The organism is Faunimonas sp. B44 (assembly GCF_052655945.1).
The window spans coordinates 382,972-400,579 of record NZ_JBQYEX010000001.1 but is presented as its reverse complement, the minus strand read 5'-3'; the positions used below and the strand labels follow the sequence as shown (position 1 = coordinate 400,579).

At 68.2% G+C, this 17,608-nt stretch carries 18 protein-coding genes; 4 read left to right on the top strand and 14 right to left on the bottom strand.

Annotation, left to right across the window (positions count from 1 at the left end):
* Positions 1-3: 3 nt before the first annotated feature.
* From ACUN0C_RS01875 to gcl, 11 genes are all read right to left on the bottom strand, one after another.
* Complete coding sequence (locus ACUN0C_RS01875; protein WP_445464612.1) at positions 4-711, bottom strand: GntR family transcriptional regulator; 708 nt, start codon at positions 709-711, stop codon at positions 4-6.
* Positions 712-927: 216 nt separating this feature from the next.
* Complete coding sequence (locus tag ACUN0C_RS01870) at positions 928-2,448, bottom strand: tripartite tricarboxylate transporter permease (protein WP_445464611.1); 1,521 nt, start codon at positions 2,446-2,448, stop codon at positions 928-930.
* 75 nt (positions 2,449-2,523) lie between these two features.
* Complete coding sequence (locus ACUN0C_RS01865) at positions 2,524-3,030, bottom strand: tripartite tricarboxylate transporter TctB family protein (protein WP_445464610.1); 507 nt, start codon at positions 3,028-3,030, stop codon at positions 2,524-2,526.
* A gap of 74 nt (positions 3,031-3,104) precedes the next feature.
* Positions 3,105-4,121: a Bug family tripartite tricarboxylate transporter substrate binding protein gene (locus ACUN0C_RS01860; RefSeq protein ID WP_445464609.1), complete on the bottom strand. Its 1,017-nt coding sequence runs from the start codon at positions 4,119-4,121 to the stop codon at positions 3,105-3,107.
* Between the two features lie 256 nt (positions 4,122-4,377).
* Positions 4,378-4,596, bottom strand: a complete 219-nt coding sequence (locus ACUN0C_RS01855; protein WP_445464608.1) for a hypothetical protein — start codon at positions 4,594-4,596, stop codon at positions 4,378-4,380.
* Between the two features lie 189 nt (positions 4,597-4,785).
* Positions 4,786-5,460, bottom strand: a complete 675-nt coding sequence (locus tag ACUN0C_RS01850; RefSeq protein WP_445464607.1) for a CBS domain-containing protein — start codon at positions 5,458-5,460, stop codon at positions 4,786-4,788.
* A 239-nt stretch (positions 5,461-5,699) separates the two neighbouring features.
* Entirely contained in the window at positions 5,700-6,164 is a 465-nt protein-coding gene (locus ACUN0C_RS01845) for a CBS domain-containing protein (protein WP_445464606.1), read from the bottom strand.
* 133 nt (positions 6,165-6,297) lie between these two features.
* Positions 6,298-7,071 carry a fumarylacetoacetate hydrolase family protein gene (locus tag ACUN0C_RS01840; protein WP_445464605.1) on the bottom strand — a complete coding sequence of 258 codons (774 nt, stop codon included), beginning with the start codon at positions 7,069-7,071 and terminating at the stop codon, positions 6,298-6,300.
* A 131-nt stretch (positions 7,072-7,202) separates the two neighbouring features.
* Positions 7,203-8,093, bottom strand: a complete 891-nt coding sequence (glxR, locus tag ACUN0C_RS01835; protein WP_445464604.1) for a 2-hydroxy-3-oxopropionate reductase — start codon at positions 8,091-8,093, stop codon at positions 7,203-7,205.
* Between the two features lie 8 nt (positions 8,094-8,101).
* A complete protein-coding gene (gene hyi, locus ACUN0C_RS01830; protein ID WP_445464603.1) occupies positions 8,102-8,896 on the bottom strand; it encodes a hydroxypyruvate isomerase in 795 nt (264 codons plus the stop codon).
* A 34-nt stretch (positions 8,897-8,930) separates the two neighbouring features.
* Positions 8,931-10,676 carry a glyoxylate carboligase gene (gcl, locus tag ACUN0C_RS01825; protein WP_445464602.1) on the bottom strand — a complete coding sequence of 582 codons (1,746 nt, stop codon included), beginning with the start codon at positions 10,674-10,676 and terminating at the stop codon, positions 8,931-8,933.
* Between the two features lie 176 nt (positions 10,677-10,852).
* On the opposite strand from gcl, the gene ACUN0C_RS01820 reads away from it, so the two are divergent.
* From ACUN0C_RS01820 to ACUN0C_RS01810, 3 genes are all read left to right on the top strand, one after another.
* Positions 10,853-11,683, top strand: coding sequence for an IclR family transcriptional regulator (locus ACUN0C_RS01820; RefSeq protein WP_445464601.1), 831 nt, complete (start codon positions 10,853-10,855; stop codon positions 11,681-11,683).
* A gap of 273 nt (positions 11,684-11,956) precedes the next feature.
* Entirely contained in the window at positions 11,957-12,577 is a 621-nt protein-coding gene (locus ACUN0C_RS01815) for a hypothetical protein (protein WP_445464600.1), read from the top strand.
* Between the two features lie 217 nt (positions 12,578-12,794).
* On the top strand, positions 12,795-13,373 hold the full coding sequence (locus ACUN0C_RS01810; RefSeq protein WP_445464599.1) for a HupE/UreJ family protein: 579 nt from the start codon (positions 12,795-12,797) through the stop codon (positions 13,371-13,373).
* Positions 13,374-13,453: 80 nt separating this feature from the next.
* On the opposite strand, the gene ACUN0C_RS01805 is transcribed toward ACUN0C_RS01810, so the two are convergent.
* Entirely contained in the window at positions 13,454-14,059 is a 606-nt protein-coding gene (locus tag ACUN0C_RS01805; RefSeq protein WP_445464598.1) for a hypothetical protein, read from the bottom strand.
* Positions 14,060-14,640: 581 nt separating this feature from the next.
* Here ACUN0C_RS01805 and ACUN0C_RS01800 point away from each other — a divergent pair.
* On the top strand, positions 14,641-15,231 hold the full coding sequence (locus ACUN0C_RS01800) for a hypothetical protein (protein ID WP_445464597.1): 591 nt from the start codon (positions 14,641-14,643) through the stop codon (positions 15,229-15,231).
* 69 nt (positions 15,232-15,300) lie between these two features.
* On the opposite strand, the gene tdh is transcribed toward ACUN0C_RS01800, so the two are convergent.
* Positions 15,301-16,332 carry an L-threonine 3-dehydrogenase gene (gene tdh, locus ACUN0C_RS01795; RefSeq protein ID WP_445464596.1) on the bottom strand — a complete coding sequence of 344 codons (1,032 nt, stop codon included), beginning with the start codon at positions 16,330-16,332 and terminating at the stop codon, positions 15,301-15,303.
* Between the two features lie 37 nt (positions 16,333-16,369).
* A complete protein-coding gene (gene kbl, locus ACUN0C_RS01790) occupies positions 16,370-17,581 on the bottom strand; it encodes a glycine C-acetyltransferase (protein WP_445464595.1) in 1,212 nt (403 codons plus the stop codon).
* Between the last annotated feature and the right edge of the window lie 27 nt (positions 17,582-17,608).

The following is a 17,608-nucleotide window of genomic DNA, read 5'->3' as shown; positions in this document are numbered from 1 at the left end:
AACTCAGGCGAGGAAGTCGCCGTGCCGCTCGACGTGCTCCCTCAGCCCGAGCGTGTGCTCGCGGACGAGGCGTTCGGCCAGATCGGCATCGCGGGCGATGAGGGCATTGATGATGTTGCGGTGATCCACCACCGAGCGTTCGGCGCGGTTCTCCTGACGGATCGTGACCTTCCGGATGGCCCGCATGTGGATGAAGAGGTTCGCGGTCATGTCCTCGATCAGCTTGCAGCCGCCGAGGCGGATCACCGCCTGGTGGAAGGCGATGTTCGCGTCGGAGTACTCGCTGATGTGATCGCCGGGACTTTCCCGCTCGAACTCCTGGAAGAGCTCCTTGAGCTCCTCGAGATCATCGTCGCTGGCGGCGGTGGTGGCGAGCCGGGCGGCCATGCTCTCCAGCGCCGCCCAGACGGCGATCATGTCGAGGATCTCCTGCTTGGTCTTGCGCACCACGAAGATGCCGCGGCGCGGAACCGAGCGGACGAATCCCTCCTGCTCCAGCAGCGTGATCGCCTCCCGGACCGGGGTCCGGCTGACGGCGAGGTCCTGAGAGAGCTGACGCTCGTCGAGGCGGATCTCGTCGGGATGGTCGTAGATGTCCATCTCCGTGATCGCCCTCTTGAGCGTCTCGTACGCCATGTTCCGGAAGCTCACGCTGGTGTCCAGCGGCTGAACCTTGATCCGGGGCGGTGCGCTCACCTGCTGCAAGTTCATCCCTCCTCGCGGAAGACTGCGGCGTCACCCGTCGCAGCCGTTTCGCATTAGATATACCGTATACCACGTCCGCCGATACCACAAGGAGGCATCGGAGGGGCTGGGTGTACCGGCATGGGGCCCGGCCCGTTTCGCCGCGCCTGCGGCCCGGCACGAGGCCTTTCGCCCGAGCCGCGGCGCCGGAGCGCCGCGGGCGGAGACGGCGGAAAGCCGCTCCTAGAGGCTCTCCCTCGGCACGCCCGCGCCGCGGGTGCGCAGCGAGGCGATCCCGGCGGAGATGAGCGGCCAGAAGAGGAGGATGACCGCCAGGGTGACGATCGACCCGACCAGCCAGTTCGACCAGAAGATCGTCAGGGAGCCCTGCGACATCAGCATGGACTGGCGGAACGCGCCCTCGGCCATTCCGCCGAGAACCAGCGCGAGCACCAGCGGCGCCAGCGGGTAGCTGAGCTTCTTGAAGAAGTAGCCGAGGACGCCGAAGATCAGCATGTAGATCACGTCGCCGAACTCGTTGGCGATCGTGTAGGCGCCGATCGAGCACAGGACGATGATGATCGGCGCGATGATGCTGAACGGGATCCTGAGGATCGCGGCCAGGTAGGGCACGGTCGTCAGAACGATCAGCAGCGCGACGAGGTTCGCCACGTACATGCTGGCGATGAGGCCCCAGACGAAGTCCTTCTGCTCCACGAAGAGCAGCGGTCCCGGCTGCAGGCCCCAGATCATCAGGCCACCGAGGAGAACGGCGGCGGTCGGCGAGCCCGGAATGCCGAGCGTGAGCATCGGCAGCAGCGCGGAGGTGCCGGCGGCGTTGTTGCCGGTCTCCGGGGCGTAGACACCCTCGATCTCGCCCTTGCCGAACTCGTCGCCGCGCTTGGAGAAGCGCTTGGCGATGCCGTAGCTCATGAAGGACGCCGGCGTGGCGCCGCCCGGCGTGATGCCCATCCAGCAGCCGATCACGGCGCTGCGCAGGATGGTGGCCCAGTAGCGCGGCATCTCCTTCCAGGTCTGCAGCACGACCTTGAGGTTGATGCGCGCCTCCTTGCCGCGGAACACCAGGCCCTCCTCCATCGTGAGCAGGATCTCGCCGATGCCGAAGAGGCCGATGACCGCGACCAGGAAGTAGATGCCGCGAAGCGCCTCCGAGGTCCCGAAGGTCAGCCGGAGATCGCCCGTCACCATGTCGAGGCCGACCGCCGCGAGCGCGAAGCCGAGCGTCATGGACGAAAGGACCTTGAGCGGCGATTCCTTACTGGTCGCGATGAAGCTGCAGAAGGTCAGCAGCATCACGCCGAAGAATTCGGGCGGGCCGAATTGCAGCGCGAAGCGGGCGACGAGCGGGGCGAGGAAGGTGATGACCAGGACGGCGAAGAACGCGCCGATGAAGGACGCGGTGAAGGAGGCGGTGAGCGCCTGGGCGGCCTTCCCCCTCTGTGCCATCGGATAGCCGTCGAAGGTGGTCGCGACCGACCAGGAGCAGCCCGGGATGTTAAACAGGATCGAGGTGATCGCCCCGCCGAACAGCGAGCCCCAGTAGATGCTCGCCAGCATGATGATGCCGGAGGTCGGGGACATGGTGAAGGTCAGCGGCAGCAGGATGGCGATGCCGTTCGCGCCGCCGAGGCCAGGCAGCAGGCCCACCACGAGGCCCAGCATAACCCCGATGGCCATCAGCATGAAGTTGTAGGGGTCGGCGACCAGGTAGAGGCCCTGGAACAAGGATGTCAGCTCTGTCATTTCGGTCTCCTGGGCAGCGCCCGGCGCCAGTGCCCGCGATCATCGCGGCCGGCGTCGGCGGACGGCCCGTGCAGCTCAAAGTCCGAGCATGTTCTCCAGGGGTCCCTTCGGCAGCGGCACGAGGAACCAGCGTTCGAAGATGAAGAAGAGCACCAGCGGCACGCAGATGGCGATGAGGGCGATCCGGCCCCAGCCGTAGCGGCCGTTCCAGCGCATGAAATACGCGATGAAGAGCGCCGCCGACACGTACATGCCGATGAAGGCGCTGGCGGTGATGAAGATCGCCGTGGGAATGAACATCTGCAGCACGCGGCTGAAGCGCTCCCAGCTGGCGAATTGCCCCTGCGCGTGCTTCGATCCGAACAGGTTGATCAGCAGCGTGCCGCCGGCGGAGCCGGCCAGGATGAGGCCGATATAGAAGGGAAAGAAGCCTGAACCCGGGCCAAAATCGGTCCAGCCGGCGCCGAGGCGCACGGAATCGTAGATCACGATGAGGCCGACCGCGAGAAGCAGCGCGGCCATTCCGATCTCGACGGGGCGACGGGCGATACCGCCACCGGCTTCCAGTTCGTTTTCCTGCATGAGACGCAGTCCTCCCTCGAGGGGTTGGTCGCCGTCGGGGATCGATCCCCGACGGCAGGCGCCCTTGTCGGCGCTCAGTTTCCGGTGATGAAGCCCGCGGTCGTCATGAGCTCGCGGTGCCGTCCTTCGGCCTCCTCGAGCCAAGCGCGGTACTCTTCGCCCTGGAGTGCGGTCGGGTTGAAGCCGCCGGACTCCATGAGGGCCTTCCAGTCGTCGGTCTCCCGCACCTTGTTCAGGAGGTCGACGAAGTACTGCACCTGCTCTTCATTCGCGCTCCCGGGCATGAAGATGCCGCGCAGCATCTGGTAGGTCACGTCGAGACCGGCCTCCTTGCAGGTCGGCACGTCCGACCAGGCCATGTCCGCCGTCACCTTGTTCTCGTAGGGCATGCGCTGCTCGTCGAAGACGCAGAGCGGCCGGAGCGCGCCGGCACGCCACTGGGCGACGGCCTCGATCGGATTGTTCACGCTCGAGTTGATGTGATTGCCGACCAGCTGCACGGCCACTTCGCCGCCGCCGCCATAGGGCACGTAGGTGAACTTCGCGCCGGTCTGCTGCTCGACCGCGACCGTGATGATCTGGTCTTCCTGCTTGGATCCGGTGCCGCCCATCTTGAACTGGCCGGGCTTCTCCTTCACCGCCGCGATGTATTCCTCGGCGGTCTGGTACGGCGACTCGGCGTTCACCCACAGCACGAAATTGTCGAGCGCGAGCATCGAGACCGGCGTCAGGTCGGTCCAGTTGAACGGAATGCCCGTGCCGAGCGGCGTGGTGAAGAGATTGGATAGCGTGATGATCAGCTTGTGCGGATCGCGGGCGCCCTTCACGTCGAGGAAGCCTGCGGCTCCGGCGCCGCCGCCCTTGTTCACGACGACGAGCGGCTGGTTCATCAGATTGTGCTTCTGAACGATGCCCTGGATGGCGCGCGCCATCTGGTCCGCACCGCCGCCGCTGCCGGCCGGCACGACGAATTCAACGGACTTGGTCGGCTCCCACGCGAAAGCCGGTGCGGCGATCAGCGCGGACCCGGCCGCGATCGTTCCCGCGACCGCGATTCCCTGTAGGATGGAGCGTCCTGTCTCCCACTTCATCAAGCATTCCTCCCGTGCTTACTGATCTCGCTTTTCGCGAGTTCAGGGTATGCAGCATACTGTATATCAACGGGTGCGGCAAATCATCCTTGTGCTGCAAGGCACAAGAATTGCCGAAACGAATGCTGCAGTGCGGTAGGCGGGAGGGGGAAAACGGCTCGAATCCGCGGGTTTGGCGACCGTCCTTCGTCTGTGTGTCAGGGGCCTTTCGTGTGGCACGGCGCTGTCAGCGCCGTGTCCATGGCGAGCGCGTCGATCAGGCGGCGCGGGGCAGCTGCGCCTGCGCGCGGTTGAAGTTCGCCGCCACCGGAGCGCGGCGAGCGGACCGCGGCGAACGGGCCCTTGCGGCAGCCTCCGAGTCCTGCAGCAGTGCCAGGCCGAATGCCGGGTCACGCATCAGGATCTCGCCGATCACAGCGACCAGACCGACGACAACGAGCGCCAGAACCAGGTATTCCATCGCGAAACCAGACATCTTTGCTCTCCTTCTGATGCATCGCAACATAAGCCTGCAGGGGAAGAGCGGCAAGACTGGTATACAGTATTTTGTATCCCAACTCGGCATGGCTGCCATGCCCGGAGTGCATGGCTCGCGAGAGGCAGCAAAAAGCCCGCTGCGGGGTGGCCGCAGCGGGCTCGTTCGAGCAAGGCAATCGGATGATCGTCAGCCGGAATCGTTGGCAAACCGGTCCGGCGCCAGATGGTTTTCGACGCGACGGACACCTGGAACGGCCTCCGACGCCACCTCCAGCGCGCGGCTCTGCTCCTCCGACTTCACGATGCCCCAGAGGTGGACCACCCCGTCGCTCACCACGATGTTGAGCCGGGTGAGGTCGATCCAGCCCTCGCCGCGGAGCTCCTCGTTCAGACGGTGCCGAATTTCCGCGTCGCTCACCCCGTCCGGCTGGACGGCAGGCTTGTACGCGATCAGGCCGTGCAGCAGGTTCGCGCGGCTGACGATCCCGACCGGGAGCCCGCTCTCCACGACCGGCACCCGCTTGATGTGGCGGCGCTCCAGGATCCCGGCGATCTCGACCAGCTCGACATCGGGCTCGACGCTGACGACGTCCCTGGTCATCACGTCGGCTGCGGTCAGGCCGTGCGTCTTCACGAAATCGGCTGCCTGGATCGATCGGTCGGTGAGGAGTTCGAGCCATTGCGGACGGCGCGGCGCGGTGCGCGTCTCGGTCCGCCGCAGGAGGTCGCCCTCGCTCACGATCCCGACCATGTGGCCGTGGGCGTCGACCACCGGCACGCCGCTGATGCGGCGGTCGATGAGCAGCGCGGCGATGTCGGAAACTGGCGTCTCCGGCGTGACCGAAATGACTGGCGCGGTCATCACGTTCCGGGCCTTCACGATTGCGATTCCTCCTGTTGCGCGGCCTTCATCGCGGCAGGCGCCGGCGGCCGACTGGTTGGCTGAGGCTGTGTCGGGCCGTTCCGGGCCGACCGACGGAACCCTTGCTGCGGCCGGCCCCGCGGGCCGGCCGAGGAGAGCGCCTGTCCTTCGAGCGTCGATAGTGGGAGGCCGCGCGGCGCCAAGTCAACCTGAAGCAGGGCGCTTGCGGCCGCCCTATCTCAGGCCACGCTTGCGACGCTGCCCTGCCAGGTGCGCCAGGCGGAGAGCGGGATCCGGTCGGCCGCCGACTGCGCCTTTCCCCAGGCGAGGATGTCCCGGATGCTGAGGACGCCGATGAGGGTATGGTCGTCGAGGACGGGCACGTGACGGATGTGATGTTCGTCCATCAGCGTGCCGACGCTCTCGACCGAATCGTCGGGGCTGCACGAGATCACCCCGCGCGACATGAAGTCGGAGGCCGGCAGCGCCAGCGCCGCAGCGCCGCGGTCGGCGATCGCGCGCAGGACGTCACGCTCCGACAGCATGCCGACCACGACCTCGCCTTCGGTGCCGCAGACGTCCTTGACCACGACCGCGCCGATGTTCTCGCGCCGCATCAGCTGGGCCGCGGTCTGCAGCGGCTCGTTCATCCGGATCGTGACGACCTTGGTGCCCTTCTTCCGCAGGATCTGCTCGACTCGCATTTCGTCCTCCCGAAAAGAGGTGGATTCCGGCCCGCTCAAGGCGGTGGAGGAATGGTGGTATACATAATGCCAGAAGTCAACGAGATTCGTTTTTGCAATGCGGAAACTCAGACGCACACCTTCGGTGGCGGAATCACTGCAGAAAGCGGGTCGCGAGCGTGCCGATGCCGTCGATGATGATCTCGACCGCGTTCTCCGGGGCCTTCATCGTCCCCACGCCGAGCGAGGTGCCGCAACAGACGAGATCGCCGGGATGGAGGGTCATGTCCTGCGACAGGCGCCGGACGAGCTCGGCCGCGGGAAAGATCATGTCGCTGATCGGATAGTTCTGGCGCTCTTCGCCATTCAGGACCGTGCGGACGACGAGGGCCGCCGGATCGATATCGGTCGCAATCACGGGGCCGAACGGGCCGAAGCCGTCGAAGCTCTTGGCGCGGGCCCATTGCGGGAACGTCGGATCCTTCTGGATCAGGTCCGCGGCCGTGATGTCGTTGACGCAGGTATAGCCGAAGATCGCGCTTTGGGCGCCGGCAGCCGTGGCATCCCTGCAGCTGCGGCCGATCACGATGCCGAGCTCGCCCTCGTAAGCGATCCTGCCGGAATAGGATTCCGGGCGCCGGACGGTGCCGCCCGGCGGCAGCGCGCATGAACTCGCCTTGAGCAGATAGAGCGGATCGTCAGGCGTGCCGACGCCGAGCTTCTGCGACAAGGCGTGGAAGTTGTTCCAGAGGGCGACGATCTTGCCCGGCGCGCAAGGCGTGAGAAGCCGGACCTCGTCGAGAAGCAAGGTTTCGCCGGTCGGCTCCGGGTCGCCGAACATGTCCCCACGGTGGACGGCGATCTCCGATCCGCCGAGCGTGCCGAAGCCCTCGCGGCCATCCGTTTCGAACCGCAGCCAGTGCGCCATCCGTCCTCCCAGGCCGGCGTCGCCGGCCCAAAGCAGGCGTGCGTGCGCCTCCCGCCCGGCCGGAGCCGGGCGATGCCCGCCGCCATTTCTCGATCGTGGTCGCCGGCCGCCGCTGTTCCGCGCGGGCCGGCTCAGCCCGTGCCCTGGCCGACCTCGAAGTTCGCCATCAGCTCCAGCGCCTTGACGAGCGCCGAATGGTCGGAGGCGCCGCCGCCGTTCGCGGAGCAGACGTTGAAGAGCTCCTGGCAGGTGGCGGTGTTGGGCAGCGCCACCTTGAGCGCCTTCGCGCCCTGGAGCGCGAGGTTCAGGTCCTTCTGGTGGAGCTCGATCCGGAAGCCCGGATCGAAGGTGCGCTTGATCATGCGCTCGCCGTGGACTTCCAGGATGCGCGAGGACGCGAAGCCGCCCATCAGGGCCTGGCGGACCTTCGCAGGATCGGCGCCGGCCTTTGATGCGAATACGAGCGCCTCCGACACCGCCTCGATGGTGAGGGCAACGATGATCTGGTTGGCGACCTTGGTGGTCTGGCCGTCGCCGTTCGCGCCGACATGGGTGACGTTCTTGCCCATCAGGCGGAAGAGCGGCTCGACCTTGGCGAAGGTCTCGTCCGGCCCGCCGACCATGATGGTGAGGCTTGCGGCCTTGGCGCCCACCTCGCCGCCGGAGACCGGCGCGTCGAGATAGGAGCAGCCGAACTCCTCCACGCGCTTCGCGAACACCTTCGTCTCAAGCGGCGAGATCGAGCTCATGTCGGCTACGATCTTGCCGGGGGACAGGCCCTCGGCCACGCCGCCGGCGCCGAACAGCACCCTCTCCACGTCCGCCGTATCGGGAACCATCAGGAAGATGATCTCCGCCTTCTCGGCGACCTCGCGCTGGCTCGAACAGGCGATTCCGCCGGCTTCGGCGATGTCGGCCGGCACGCCGCTGCGCGTATGAAGGAAGACCTGATGCCCTGCGGCGACCAGGTGGCCGGCCATGGGCCGGCCCATGACGCCAAGTCCGATGAATCCCAAATCCATGACGATCCCTATGCGACGGCTCGTTGTTGCTGGACGGGCGCCATCCAGCCGAGCCCCTCGCGGGTCGTGCCGGCCGGCTTGTACTCGCACCCCACCCAGCCCGGATAGCCGATCGCGTCGAGATGGCGGAAGAGGAAATCGAAGTTGATCTCGCCGGTGCCGGGCTCGTGCCGGCCCGGGTTGTCGGCGATCTGGATGTGCGCGATCCGGTCGAGATTGGCGTCGATCGTGTGCGCCAGATCCCCTTCCATCACCTGCATGTGGTAGGCGTCGTACTGGATGTAGAGGTTGTCGCTGCCGACGAGCTCCAGCACCTCGCGCGCCTGCCGCGTGGTCGTCAGGAAGAACCCGGGTATGTCGCGGGTGTTGATCGCCTCGATCAGGAGCTTGATGCCTTCCCGCTCCAGGCGCGCCGCGGCATAGCGCAGGTTCTCCACGAACACCGAGCGCAGGAGCTGCGGATCCGTGCCGTGCGGCGCGATGCCGGCGAGGCAGTTCACCTGCGGGCAGCCGAGCGCCTTGGCGTAGCGGATCGCCGCATCGACGCCCTCGCGGAACACCGCCTCGCGACCCGGCAAGCAGCCGATGCCCCGCTCGCCGCCGGCCCAGTCGCCGGCGGGGAGGTTGTGGAGCACCTGGACGAGGCTGTGCCGCTTCAGGCGCAGGACGATCTCGTCGGCCGGGAAATCGTAGGGGAAGAGGTACTCGACCCCGCGGAAGCCCGCCTGGGCCGCCGCCTCGAAGCGGTCCAGGAACGGCAGCTCGGTGAAGAGCATGCTGAGATTGGCCGAGAATTTCGGCATCGGCGTGATCCTCCCTGTCGCGGCCCGGGCCGCCTCACTCGGCCGGCTCGAGCGCCGGCAGGTCGACGACCTCCTCGAACTCGACCACGTTATCGATTTCCGCGCCCATGGCGATGTTCGTCACGCGCTCGGTGATGATGTCGACCACGACCGGGACCCGGCGCTCGGCCGCCTCGCGCCGCGCCCATTCCAGAGTAGGAGCAATATCCTCGGGATTGAAGACGCGGGCGCCGATGCAGCCGAAGGCCTCGACGGCCCGGACGTGGTCTACGCCGTAATCGCCGATCTCGGGGGCGTTGATGTTGCGGAACGAGAGCTGGACCTCGTAGTCCATGCCGTAGCCCCGCTCCGCCTGGCGGATGAGCCCGAGATAGGCGTTGTTGAGGACGATCATGACGAACGGGATGTTGTACTGCGCGGCGACCGCCAGCTCCTCGATCAGGAACTGGAAGGAATAGTCGCCGACGACCGCCACCACCTCCGCATCGGGATCGGCGAGCTTCGCCCCGGTGCAGGCCGAGATCTCCCAGCCGAGCGGGCCGGCCTGGCCGCAGATGATGTAGTTGCGCGGCTTGTGGATCTTCTGGAACTGGCCGGACGCGATCTGGTAGAGGCCGATCGCCGTCACGAAGCGCGTGTCCTCGTCGAAGGTCCTGTTGATCTCGTGGAAGACGCGCTGCGGCTTGATCGGCTTGTCGTCGAAATCGGTCCTGCGCAGCATGGTGCGCTTGCGCTCGCGGCATTCCGCCGCCCAGGCGCGCCGATCCGGCAGCTTGCGCGTGCGGGCCTCGGCGACGAGGGCTTCGAGTGCGAGCCTGGCGTCGGCGACGATGCCGAGGTCGGGACAGAAGACGCGCCCGATCTGCGTCGGCTCGACGTCGATGTGCACGAACTTGCGGTCCTTCGTGTAGACCTCGGTGCTGCCGGTGTGGCGGTTGGCCCAGCGGTTGCCGATGCCGATGACGAGGTCGCTGCGCAGGAAGTTGGCGTTGCCGTAGCGGTGCTGCGTCTGCAGGCCGACCATGCCGGCATTGAGCGGATGGTCGTCGGAGATCGAGCCCCAGCCCATCAGCGTCGGCACGACGGGCGTGCCCGTCAGTTCCGCGAACTCGACGAGCAGATCCGAGGCTTCCGACAGGATGACGCCGCCGCCGGAGATGATCATCGGCCGCTCGGCCGCGGCGAGCATGTCGAACAGGCGCGCGATCGCCTTTGCGTTGGGCGCCGGCCGGTCGACCGGGAGCGGGCCGTCGGCGTCCGGATCGTATTCGATGATCTCCTTCTGGACGTCGATCGGGAGATCGATGTGGACCGGCCCGGGCCGGCCGGAGCGCATCAGCTGGAACGCCTTGCGGAATACCCAGGGCACCTGCGCGCCTTCCATGACGCAGACCGACCACTTGGTGACCGGCTCGGTGATCTTGGCGACGTCGATCGCCTGGAAATCCTCCTTGTGGAGCTTCGCCCGCGGCGCCTGCCCGGTGATGCAGAGGATCGGCACGGAATCGGCGAAGGCCGAGTAGAGGCCCGTCACCATGTTCGTGCCGGCCGGGCCGGACGTGCCGATGCAGACGCCGATCTTGCCCGGCGCGGCGCGGGTGTAACCCTCGGCGGCATGGGTGCCGCCCTCCTCATGGCGAACGACGTAGTGCTTGATCGAGCTGCCGCGCAGCGCGTCGTAGAGCGGCAGGATCGCCGCGCCGGGAATGCCGAACGCGGCGTCGACGCCCTCGCTCTCCATCACGCGGATCGCCGCTTCCATCGCAGTCATGCGGGCCATGGCACCGTCTCCTCGGGTTGCAGGCACGGGCGCTCCGAATGGAAAGCGTCTCCGTATCGTGGAAATTGATCTCACAGATCGTATTTTCCATCAAGAGAATTTATTTCCTGAGGAGCGGAAATCTTGTCGCACGATTGCGGTGGAGCCCGGCGGGGCCGGCAGTGTATAGGTGGGCCATGCAGGAAAGCGCACTCCAGCGGCCGCGGCGCGGCCGGCCAGCCAGTGCCGGCGCCGAGCCGGGTTCCGAGGTCCAGTCGCTCGACCGGGCCATTTCGATCCTGGAGGCGATCGCAGCCGCCGACGGGATCACGCTCAGCGAGATCGCACGGCGGACGGAATACCCCGTCTCCACCGTCCATCGCCTGCTGGCGACGCTGCAGAGCCGCGGGCTGGCGAACCACGACCCGGCGACCGGCCTCTGGATGGTCGGCGTCGGCCTGTTCCGGCTCGGCTCGTCCTACCTGCGCATCCGCAAGCTGCCGGAGATCGCGCGGCCGATCATCCGAGAGGTGCTGGAGGCGGTCGACGAGACGGTGAACGTCACCGTCGTGGACGGCGACGACATCGTCTGCGTCGCCCAGGCCGAGGGCCATGCCGCGGTGCGCGCCTTCTTCAGGCTCGGGCGGCGGCTGCCGTTCCATGCCTCGGCGGCCGGCAAGGCCGTGCTCGCCGCCTCCGCGCCCGACCGCCTCGCCCATCTCCTCGGCGCCACCAAGCTGGAGGGCTTCACGCCGAATACGCCGCGGACCCGGAAGGAGCTGCTCGACCGCCTCGAGGAAACCCGCAAGCGCGGCTACGCCATCGACGCAGAGGAGCATACGCTCGGCATGCGCTGCGTCGCGGCGGCGATCCTCGACGAATGGGGCGAGCCCGTCGGCGCCGTCTCGATCTCCGCACCCTCCGTGCGCATGCCGCCGGAGCGGGTCGAGGCGCTCGGCAAGGTCGCGCGCGAGACGGCCGAGCGCCTGACCAAGCTCTATTCGGGCCGGGTCCAGGCGAAGCGCTGATGGGCCTCGCCGCATTCGAGCGCGAAGGCGCGTTCCTGCGCGGCAACGTCCACACCCATTCGAACCGCTCGGACGGCGCGCTGCCGCCGGAAGAGGTCGCGCGCTCGCGAGGCGGGCTACGACTTCCTGTGCCTCTCGGACCATTTCCTCGGCCGCTACGGGTTCCCGATCACCGACACGCGGGCCTTCCGCACCAACCGGTTCACGACGCTGCTCGGCGCTGAGGTCCATGCCCCGGCGACGAGCCACGGCGAGCTCTGGCACATCCTCGCCGTGGGACTGCCGGCGGACTTCGCCCCGACCGCCGGCGACGAGGACGGGCCTGCGCTCGCCGCGCGGGCAAAGGCCGCAGGCGCTTTCGTCGGCATTGCACATCCGCAATGGTCGGGGCTGACGATCGAGGACGGGCGCGCGCTCGCCGCGGTCGCGGACGCCGTCGAGATCTACAATTTCACCTGCGACGTTGAATGCGCCCGGCCGGACGGCGCGTGCCTCCTCGACCAGTTGCTCAACGAGGGCCACCGGCTCAACGCCTATGCGGCGGACGACGCGCATTTCCGCTGGCCGGATTCCGGCGGCGGCTGGGTCATGGTGAAGGCGGAGGCGAACGAGCCCGAGGCGCTCCTCGCGGCCATGAAGGCGGGGGCCTTCTATTCGAGCCAGGGACCCGCGATCCACGAGATCGGGATCGGCGGGGACACGGTCGAGATCGCCTGCTCCCCGGTCTCCACGATCGCCCTCGTCGGCCGCGGCACGCGGGCCGAAACGGCCTATGGCCGGCAGCTCACCCGGGCGCGGCTGCCGCTCGGCAAGTTCTCGGGCGACTGGTTCCGGATCGTCGTCATCGACGCGGCGGGGCGGCGGGCCTGGTCGAACCCGATCTGGCCGGGCTGAGCGTCTCGTTGGCGCCGCCTTTCAAGCACGCAGCAGACTTCGGCCATCCGAACGGGCGGCTGCAGCAATGGCGCGCGATGGCATGGACCTTGCGGACGAGTTGAGCCAAGACATGGCGCGGGATTCGCGCTTCGGGCATCAGGCGCCGGGGAACGCTTCCGCATCAGCCGGGCGCGACCGACCCCCGGGCGCCCTGTCGACCAAACGAGGGACGAGGATGATGAGACGACTTCCACTTGCCGCCGTCGCGCTGTTCGCTGCGGCATCCCCTGCTCTTGCCCATGTCGATCCGGCGGCACACGGCTCATTCCTTTCCGGACTGACGCACCCGATCTCGGGCCTGGATCATTTGCTCGCCATGGTCGCCGTCGGCCTCTGGGCCGGAATGCTGGGCGGAAGGGCAATCGTCGCCGTCCCGGCGGCCTTCGTGACGACGATGGCGGTTGGTTTCGGGATCGCCATGCTGGGCGTCGGGTTGCCTCTCGTCGAACCGGCGATCCTCGCTTCGGTGGTCGTGCTCGGGCTGGTGGTCGCGACCGCGGTGCGGTTGCCGGCCGCCGCCGGCGCGGCCCTGGTGGGCGCGTTCGCGCTGTTCCACGGGCACGCTCACGGCGCGGAACTCGGTGCAGCGTCGGCCATGCCCTATCTGGTCGGGTTCGCCATTGCGACCGCACTCCTCCACGCTGCCGGCGTCGGCCTCGGAGCGGCCACCGGGCTTCGGGGCGGAATCGCCGTCCGCACGATCGGCGCGGCGACCGCGGCCGCCGGGCTGGGCCTGAGCTTCGGCCTCATCTGAACCGGGCGAGACGGCCGGAATCGCCAGGGGCGGCCCAAACGGGCCGCCCCTCTCCGTTCCAGTCCCGGCGCGTTGCAGCCTTAGCTGGAGCCGTGGGTGTAGACGGTCAGCGTGCCGTCCGGCCCGCGATCGACCGCGACGACGCTCGAGACGTCGATGTTCTGGTTCTCGAGCTCGGCGGTCACGGCCCCGTTCGAGCGCAGCTGATCGCGCAGCGAATCGACACCGTCCCGGTTGTCGTTGACGGCATTGTCGATGGCGGTGGCGTCGCCGCCCGGCAGCTCGCTCACGTCGACCACGCGGATCGTGGCGTCGTCGCCGATGCCCTGCAGATCGGCGCTCATGTCGCCGGCGCTGCGGATGGAGGAGACGACCGTGCCGAAATTGGCGTCGCCTGCGCCGGCCGAATCCGTGCCGTAGGCGGTGGCCGCGCCGGCGGCCGGGTCACTCGTCGTGCCCGCGGAACCCGTCGCGCCGTCCATTCCGGCGGCGCCACCGGCGGTCCCGTCGAACGTGCCCGCGGCGCCCGCCGAGCCGCCGGTCGTGGCGCCCGCATCGTACTGGGCCGAACCCTGGGTCTGGGCGCCCGCCGCGCCGGCGTTCGCGCCGGCCGACATGTCGTTGGCGAAGGCCGGCCCGGCGACGGCGATGAGCGCGGAGGTGGCAAGAATGCTGAGCTTGCGCATGGATTATTCCCTTCCTTGGAATTTCCTGTTTCGGCGACCGTCAAGCGATCGCTCGGGGGGCCAATGGGCAGGGTCGCCTATCCGTTGCGGACACATTTTGGGTCATTTCGCGCTGACGAGACGGCGGAAATCGGGGAGCAGATGCGCATCGGGCCGGCCGCCGGCGATGCCGGCAAAGGCAGCACGTCCGCCTGACATTTGAGCTTGGAAGCGCCTGCGCAGGAACTATATTCGTCCTGTCCGAAACCACACGAAAGGAGGTGATCCAGTGTCTCATTGTCTTAACCCGCGGTCGCTGGGTGCCGTGAACTGGATGCTCGCCTCTGTCGAGTTTCCCGCTGCCTGATCGGCGCGACTGATCGGTCCCGGCCGCGGACCGACAATGGAAGGGCTGCCCCGCGGGGCAGCCCTTCGTCGTTCCGGGCCGGCGAACCGGGACCATTCGCAGGAACATGACCTGGATCATATTTCTGCGCCGGGTCGTGCCCTAGCATCCGTGCTGCGGTGCTTGCCCGGCTTTCCATGCGCAGCCCGCGCGGCCGGGCGCTTCAACCTCACCGCCGAGAGACGGAGGTAGGGAAATGACCCGACACGGACCGATCGCGGCAACCGCGCTCGCACTTCTTCTTGGACTGGCGTCCGCCCCGGCATGGGCGCAGACGCCTCCGGGGCAGGGCTCGCCGAGCATGCCCGCGGCGCCTTCGGCGACGCCCGGCGGACAGCAGGAGCAGAGCGCGACCGAGCGCGACGACGATGACGACAAGAGCTGGCGCGACCGCTGGCGCGAGTGGCACGAGACGATGCGCGGCTGGGGCGGCGGCCCGGGCATGATGGGCGGCTGGGGCGGCGGCCCGGGCGGGCCCGGCATGATGCCGTGGGGCGGGCAAGGCGGCCAGGGGGGACCCGGCATGATGCCCTGGGGTGGCCCGAACTGGGGCGGCCAGAACTGGGGCGGCCAGAACTGGGGCGGCTGGGGCGGCGGCCCGCATTCCGGCATGCCGATGATGATGATGGTGATCATCGACGAGGACGGCAACGGCTCGCTCTCCTACGAGGAGGTCGAGCGGTTCCATCGCCGCATGTTCGACTATCTCGACGAGAACAAGGACGGCGAACTCTCGCAGGACGAGATCCAGAACATGATGAGCGGGCGCTTCGGCGGCCGGAGATAGCAGCCGGAGCGGCTTCGCCGGCCCGCAACCCGCCGTCGGACCCCTTGCCGGTCCGGCGGCGTCGGCCGGCTAGGAAGCGGACCAGTCGAGGACGACCTTTCCGGTGTCGCCCCGCGCCATCGCCTCGAAGGCGGTGGCGTACTGCGATGCCGGGAAGCGGTGTGTGATCACGGGGCGGATGTCGAGGCCGCTCTGCAGCATCGCGATCATCTTGTGCCAGGTCTCGAACATCTCGCGGCCGTAGATGCCCTTGATGGTCAGCATGTGGAGGACGATCCGGGTGAGGTCGACCGGAAACGGCCGGACCGGTATCCCGAGCATCGCGATCTTGCCGCCCATCACGATGACTTCGAGCATCTGCTCGAGCGCCGCCTGGGCACCGCTCATCTCAAGCCCGACGTCGAAGCCTTCCCGCATGCCGAGCCGCTGCATCACCAATCGGAGATCCTCCTCGCCGACATGGACCGGCACGACGTCGGCGACGCGGCCGGCCAGCGCGAGCCGGGCCGGGTTGACGTCGGTGATCACGATGTGGCGGGCGCCGACATGGCGCGCGACGGCCGCCGCCATGATGCCGATCGGACCGGCGCCCGTGACGAGCACGTCCTCCCCGACGAGGTCGAACGAAAGCGCGGTGTGCACGGCATTGCCGAGCGGATCGAGGATCGCGCCGAGCTCGTCGTCGATATCGTCGGGCAGCGGGACGGCGTTGAAGGCCGGGATCTTCACATATTCGGCGAAGGCGCCGGGGATCTGCACGCCGATTCCGCGGGTATCCGGGTCGAGGTGATAGCGCCCGCCGCGCGCAGCCCGGCTCTTCATGCCGATGACGTGGCCTTCGCCGGAGACGCGCTGCCCGACCTTCAGGCCGCGCACCGCGCTTCCGAGCTCCGCGATCTCCCCGGCATATTCGTGGCCGATGATCATGGGCACGGGGATAGTCTTTCGCGCCCACTCGTCCCAGTTCCAGATGTGGATGTCGGTGCCGCATATGCCGGTCCGGGCGACCCGGATCAGGATTTCGTCGGCGGCGAGCGAAGGCACCGGCTCGTCGCGCATGACGAGCCCCGGGGCGGCCTCGGCCTTCACGAGCGCCTTCATGCGGAACGCTCCCGATTCGACTTCCGAGGCGGTCGCATCAGATGATCCCGAGCGCCCGGCCGGCATCGGCGAAGGCGTCGATGGCGTGGTCGAGGTCGGCGTCCGAAAGCGCGGTCGACATCTGCACCCTGATGCGCGCCCGGCCGCGTGGCACGACGGGGTAGAAGAAGCCGGCGACGTAGACGCCGCGCTCGTCGAGGGCGCGGGCGAGATCCTGCGCACGCTGCGCCTCGCCGAGCATGACCGGCACGATCGGCGTCTCTCCGGGCAGCAGGTCGAAGCCCGCTCCCTCCATGGCGACCCGGAAGCGCCGCGTGAGGATGGCCAGGCGCTCGCGCCGGTCGTCGGCGGCTTCCGCGATGTCGATCGCCTTCAGCGCGCCGGCGGCGAGCGGCGGCGCGAGCGAGTTGGAGAACAGATAGGGCCGCGCGCGCTGGCGCAGCGTGTCGATCACGGGCTGCGGCGCGGCGACGAAGCCGCCCATGCCGCCGCCGAGCGTCTTGCCGAGCGTGCCGGTGACGATCTGCACCCGTCCGCCGCCGCCCGTGAGCGCCGGGCTGCCGCGCCCGCCCTCGCCGAGGTGCCCGTGGGCGTGGCAGTCGTCGACCATGACCATTGCGCCGTAGCGCTCGGCGAGCGCGCAGATTTCCGGCAGCTTCGCGACGTGGCCGTCCATCGAGAAGACGCCGTCGGTGGCGATCAGCCTGAAGCGGGCGCCGTCGCGGTCCGCCTCCTTCAGCCGGTCCTCCAGCGCGTTCATGTCGGCGTTCTCGAAGCGGTAGCGCCTGGCCTTCGTCATGCGGATGCCGTCGATAATCGAGGCGTGGTTGAGGCTGTCGGAGATCACCGCGTCCTCCGGCCCGAGCAGCGGCTCGAACAGCCCGCCATTGGCGTCGAAGCAGGCCGCGAACAGGATCGCGTCGTCGGTGCCGAGCCAGCGCGCGATCCGGGTCTCCAGCGCGCGGTGGAGCGTCTGCGTGCCGCAGATGAAGCGGACGGACGCCATGCCGAAGCCGAACTCGTCGAGCGCGGCGCGGGCCGAGGCGATCACGTCCGGGTCGTCGGCGAGGCCGAGATAGTTGTTGGCGCAGAGATTGATCATCGCGCGCTCGCCGCCTTCGGCGAGCGGGTCCCGGACGGCGATGCGGGCGCGCTGCGGGGTCGTGATCAGCCGCTCCCGCTTCGTCAAGCCCTCGCGGTCGAGCGCCGCGAGCTCGTCGCGGAGATGCTTGAGCAATGGATGAGTCACGCGCAGCGCCCTCCCGGGAGGCGACAG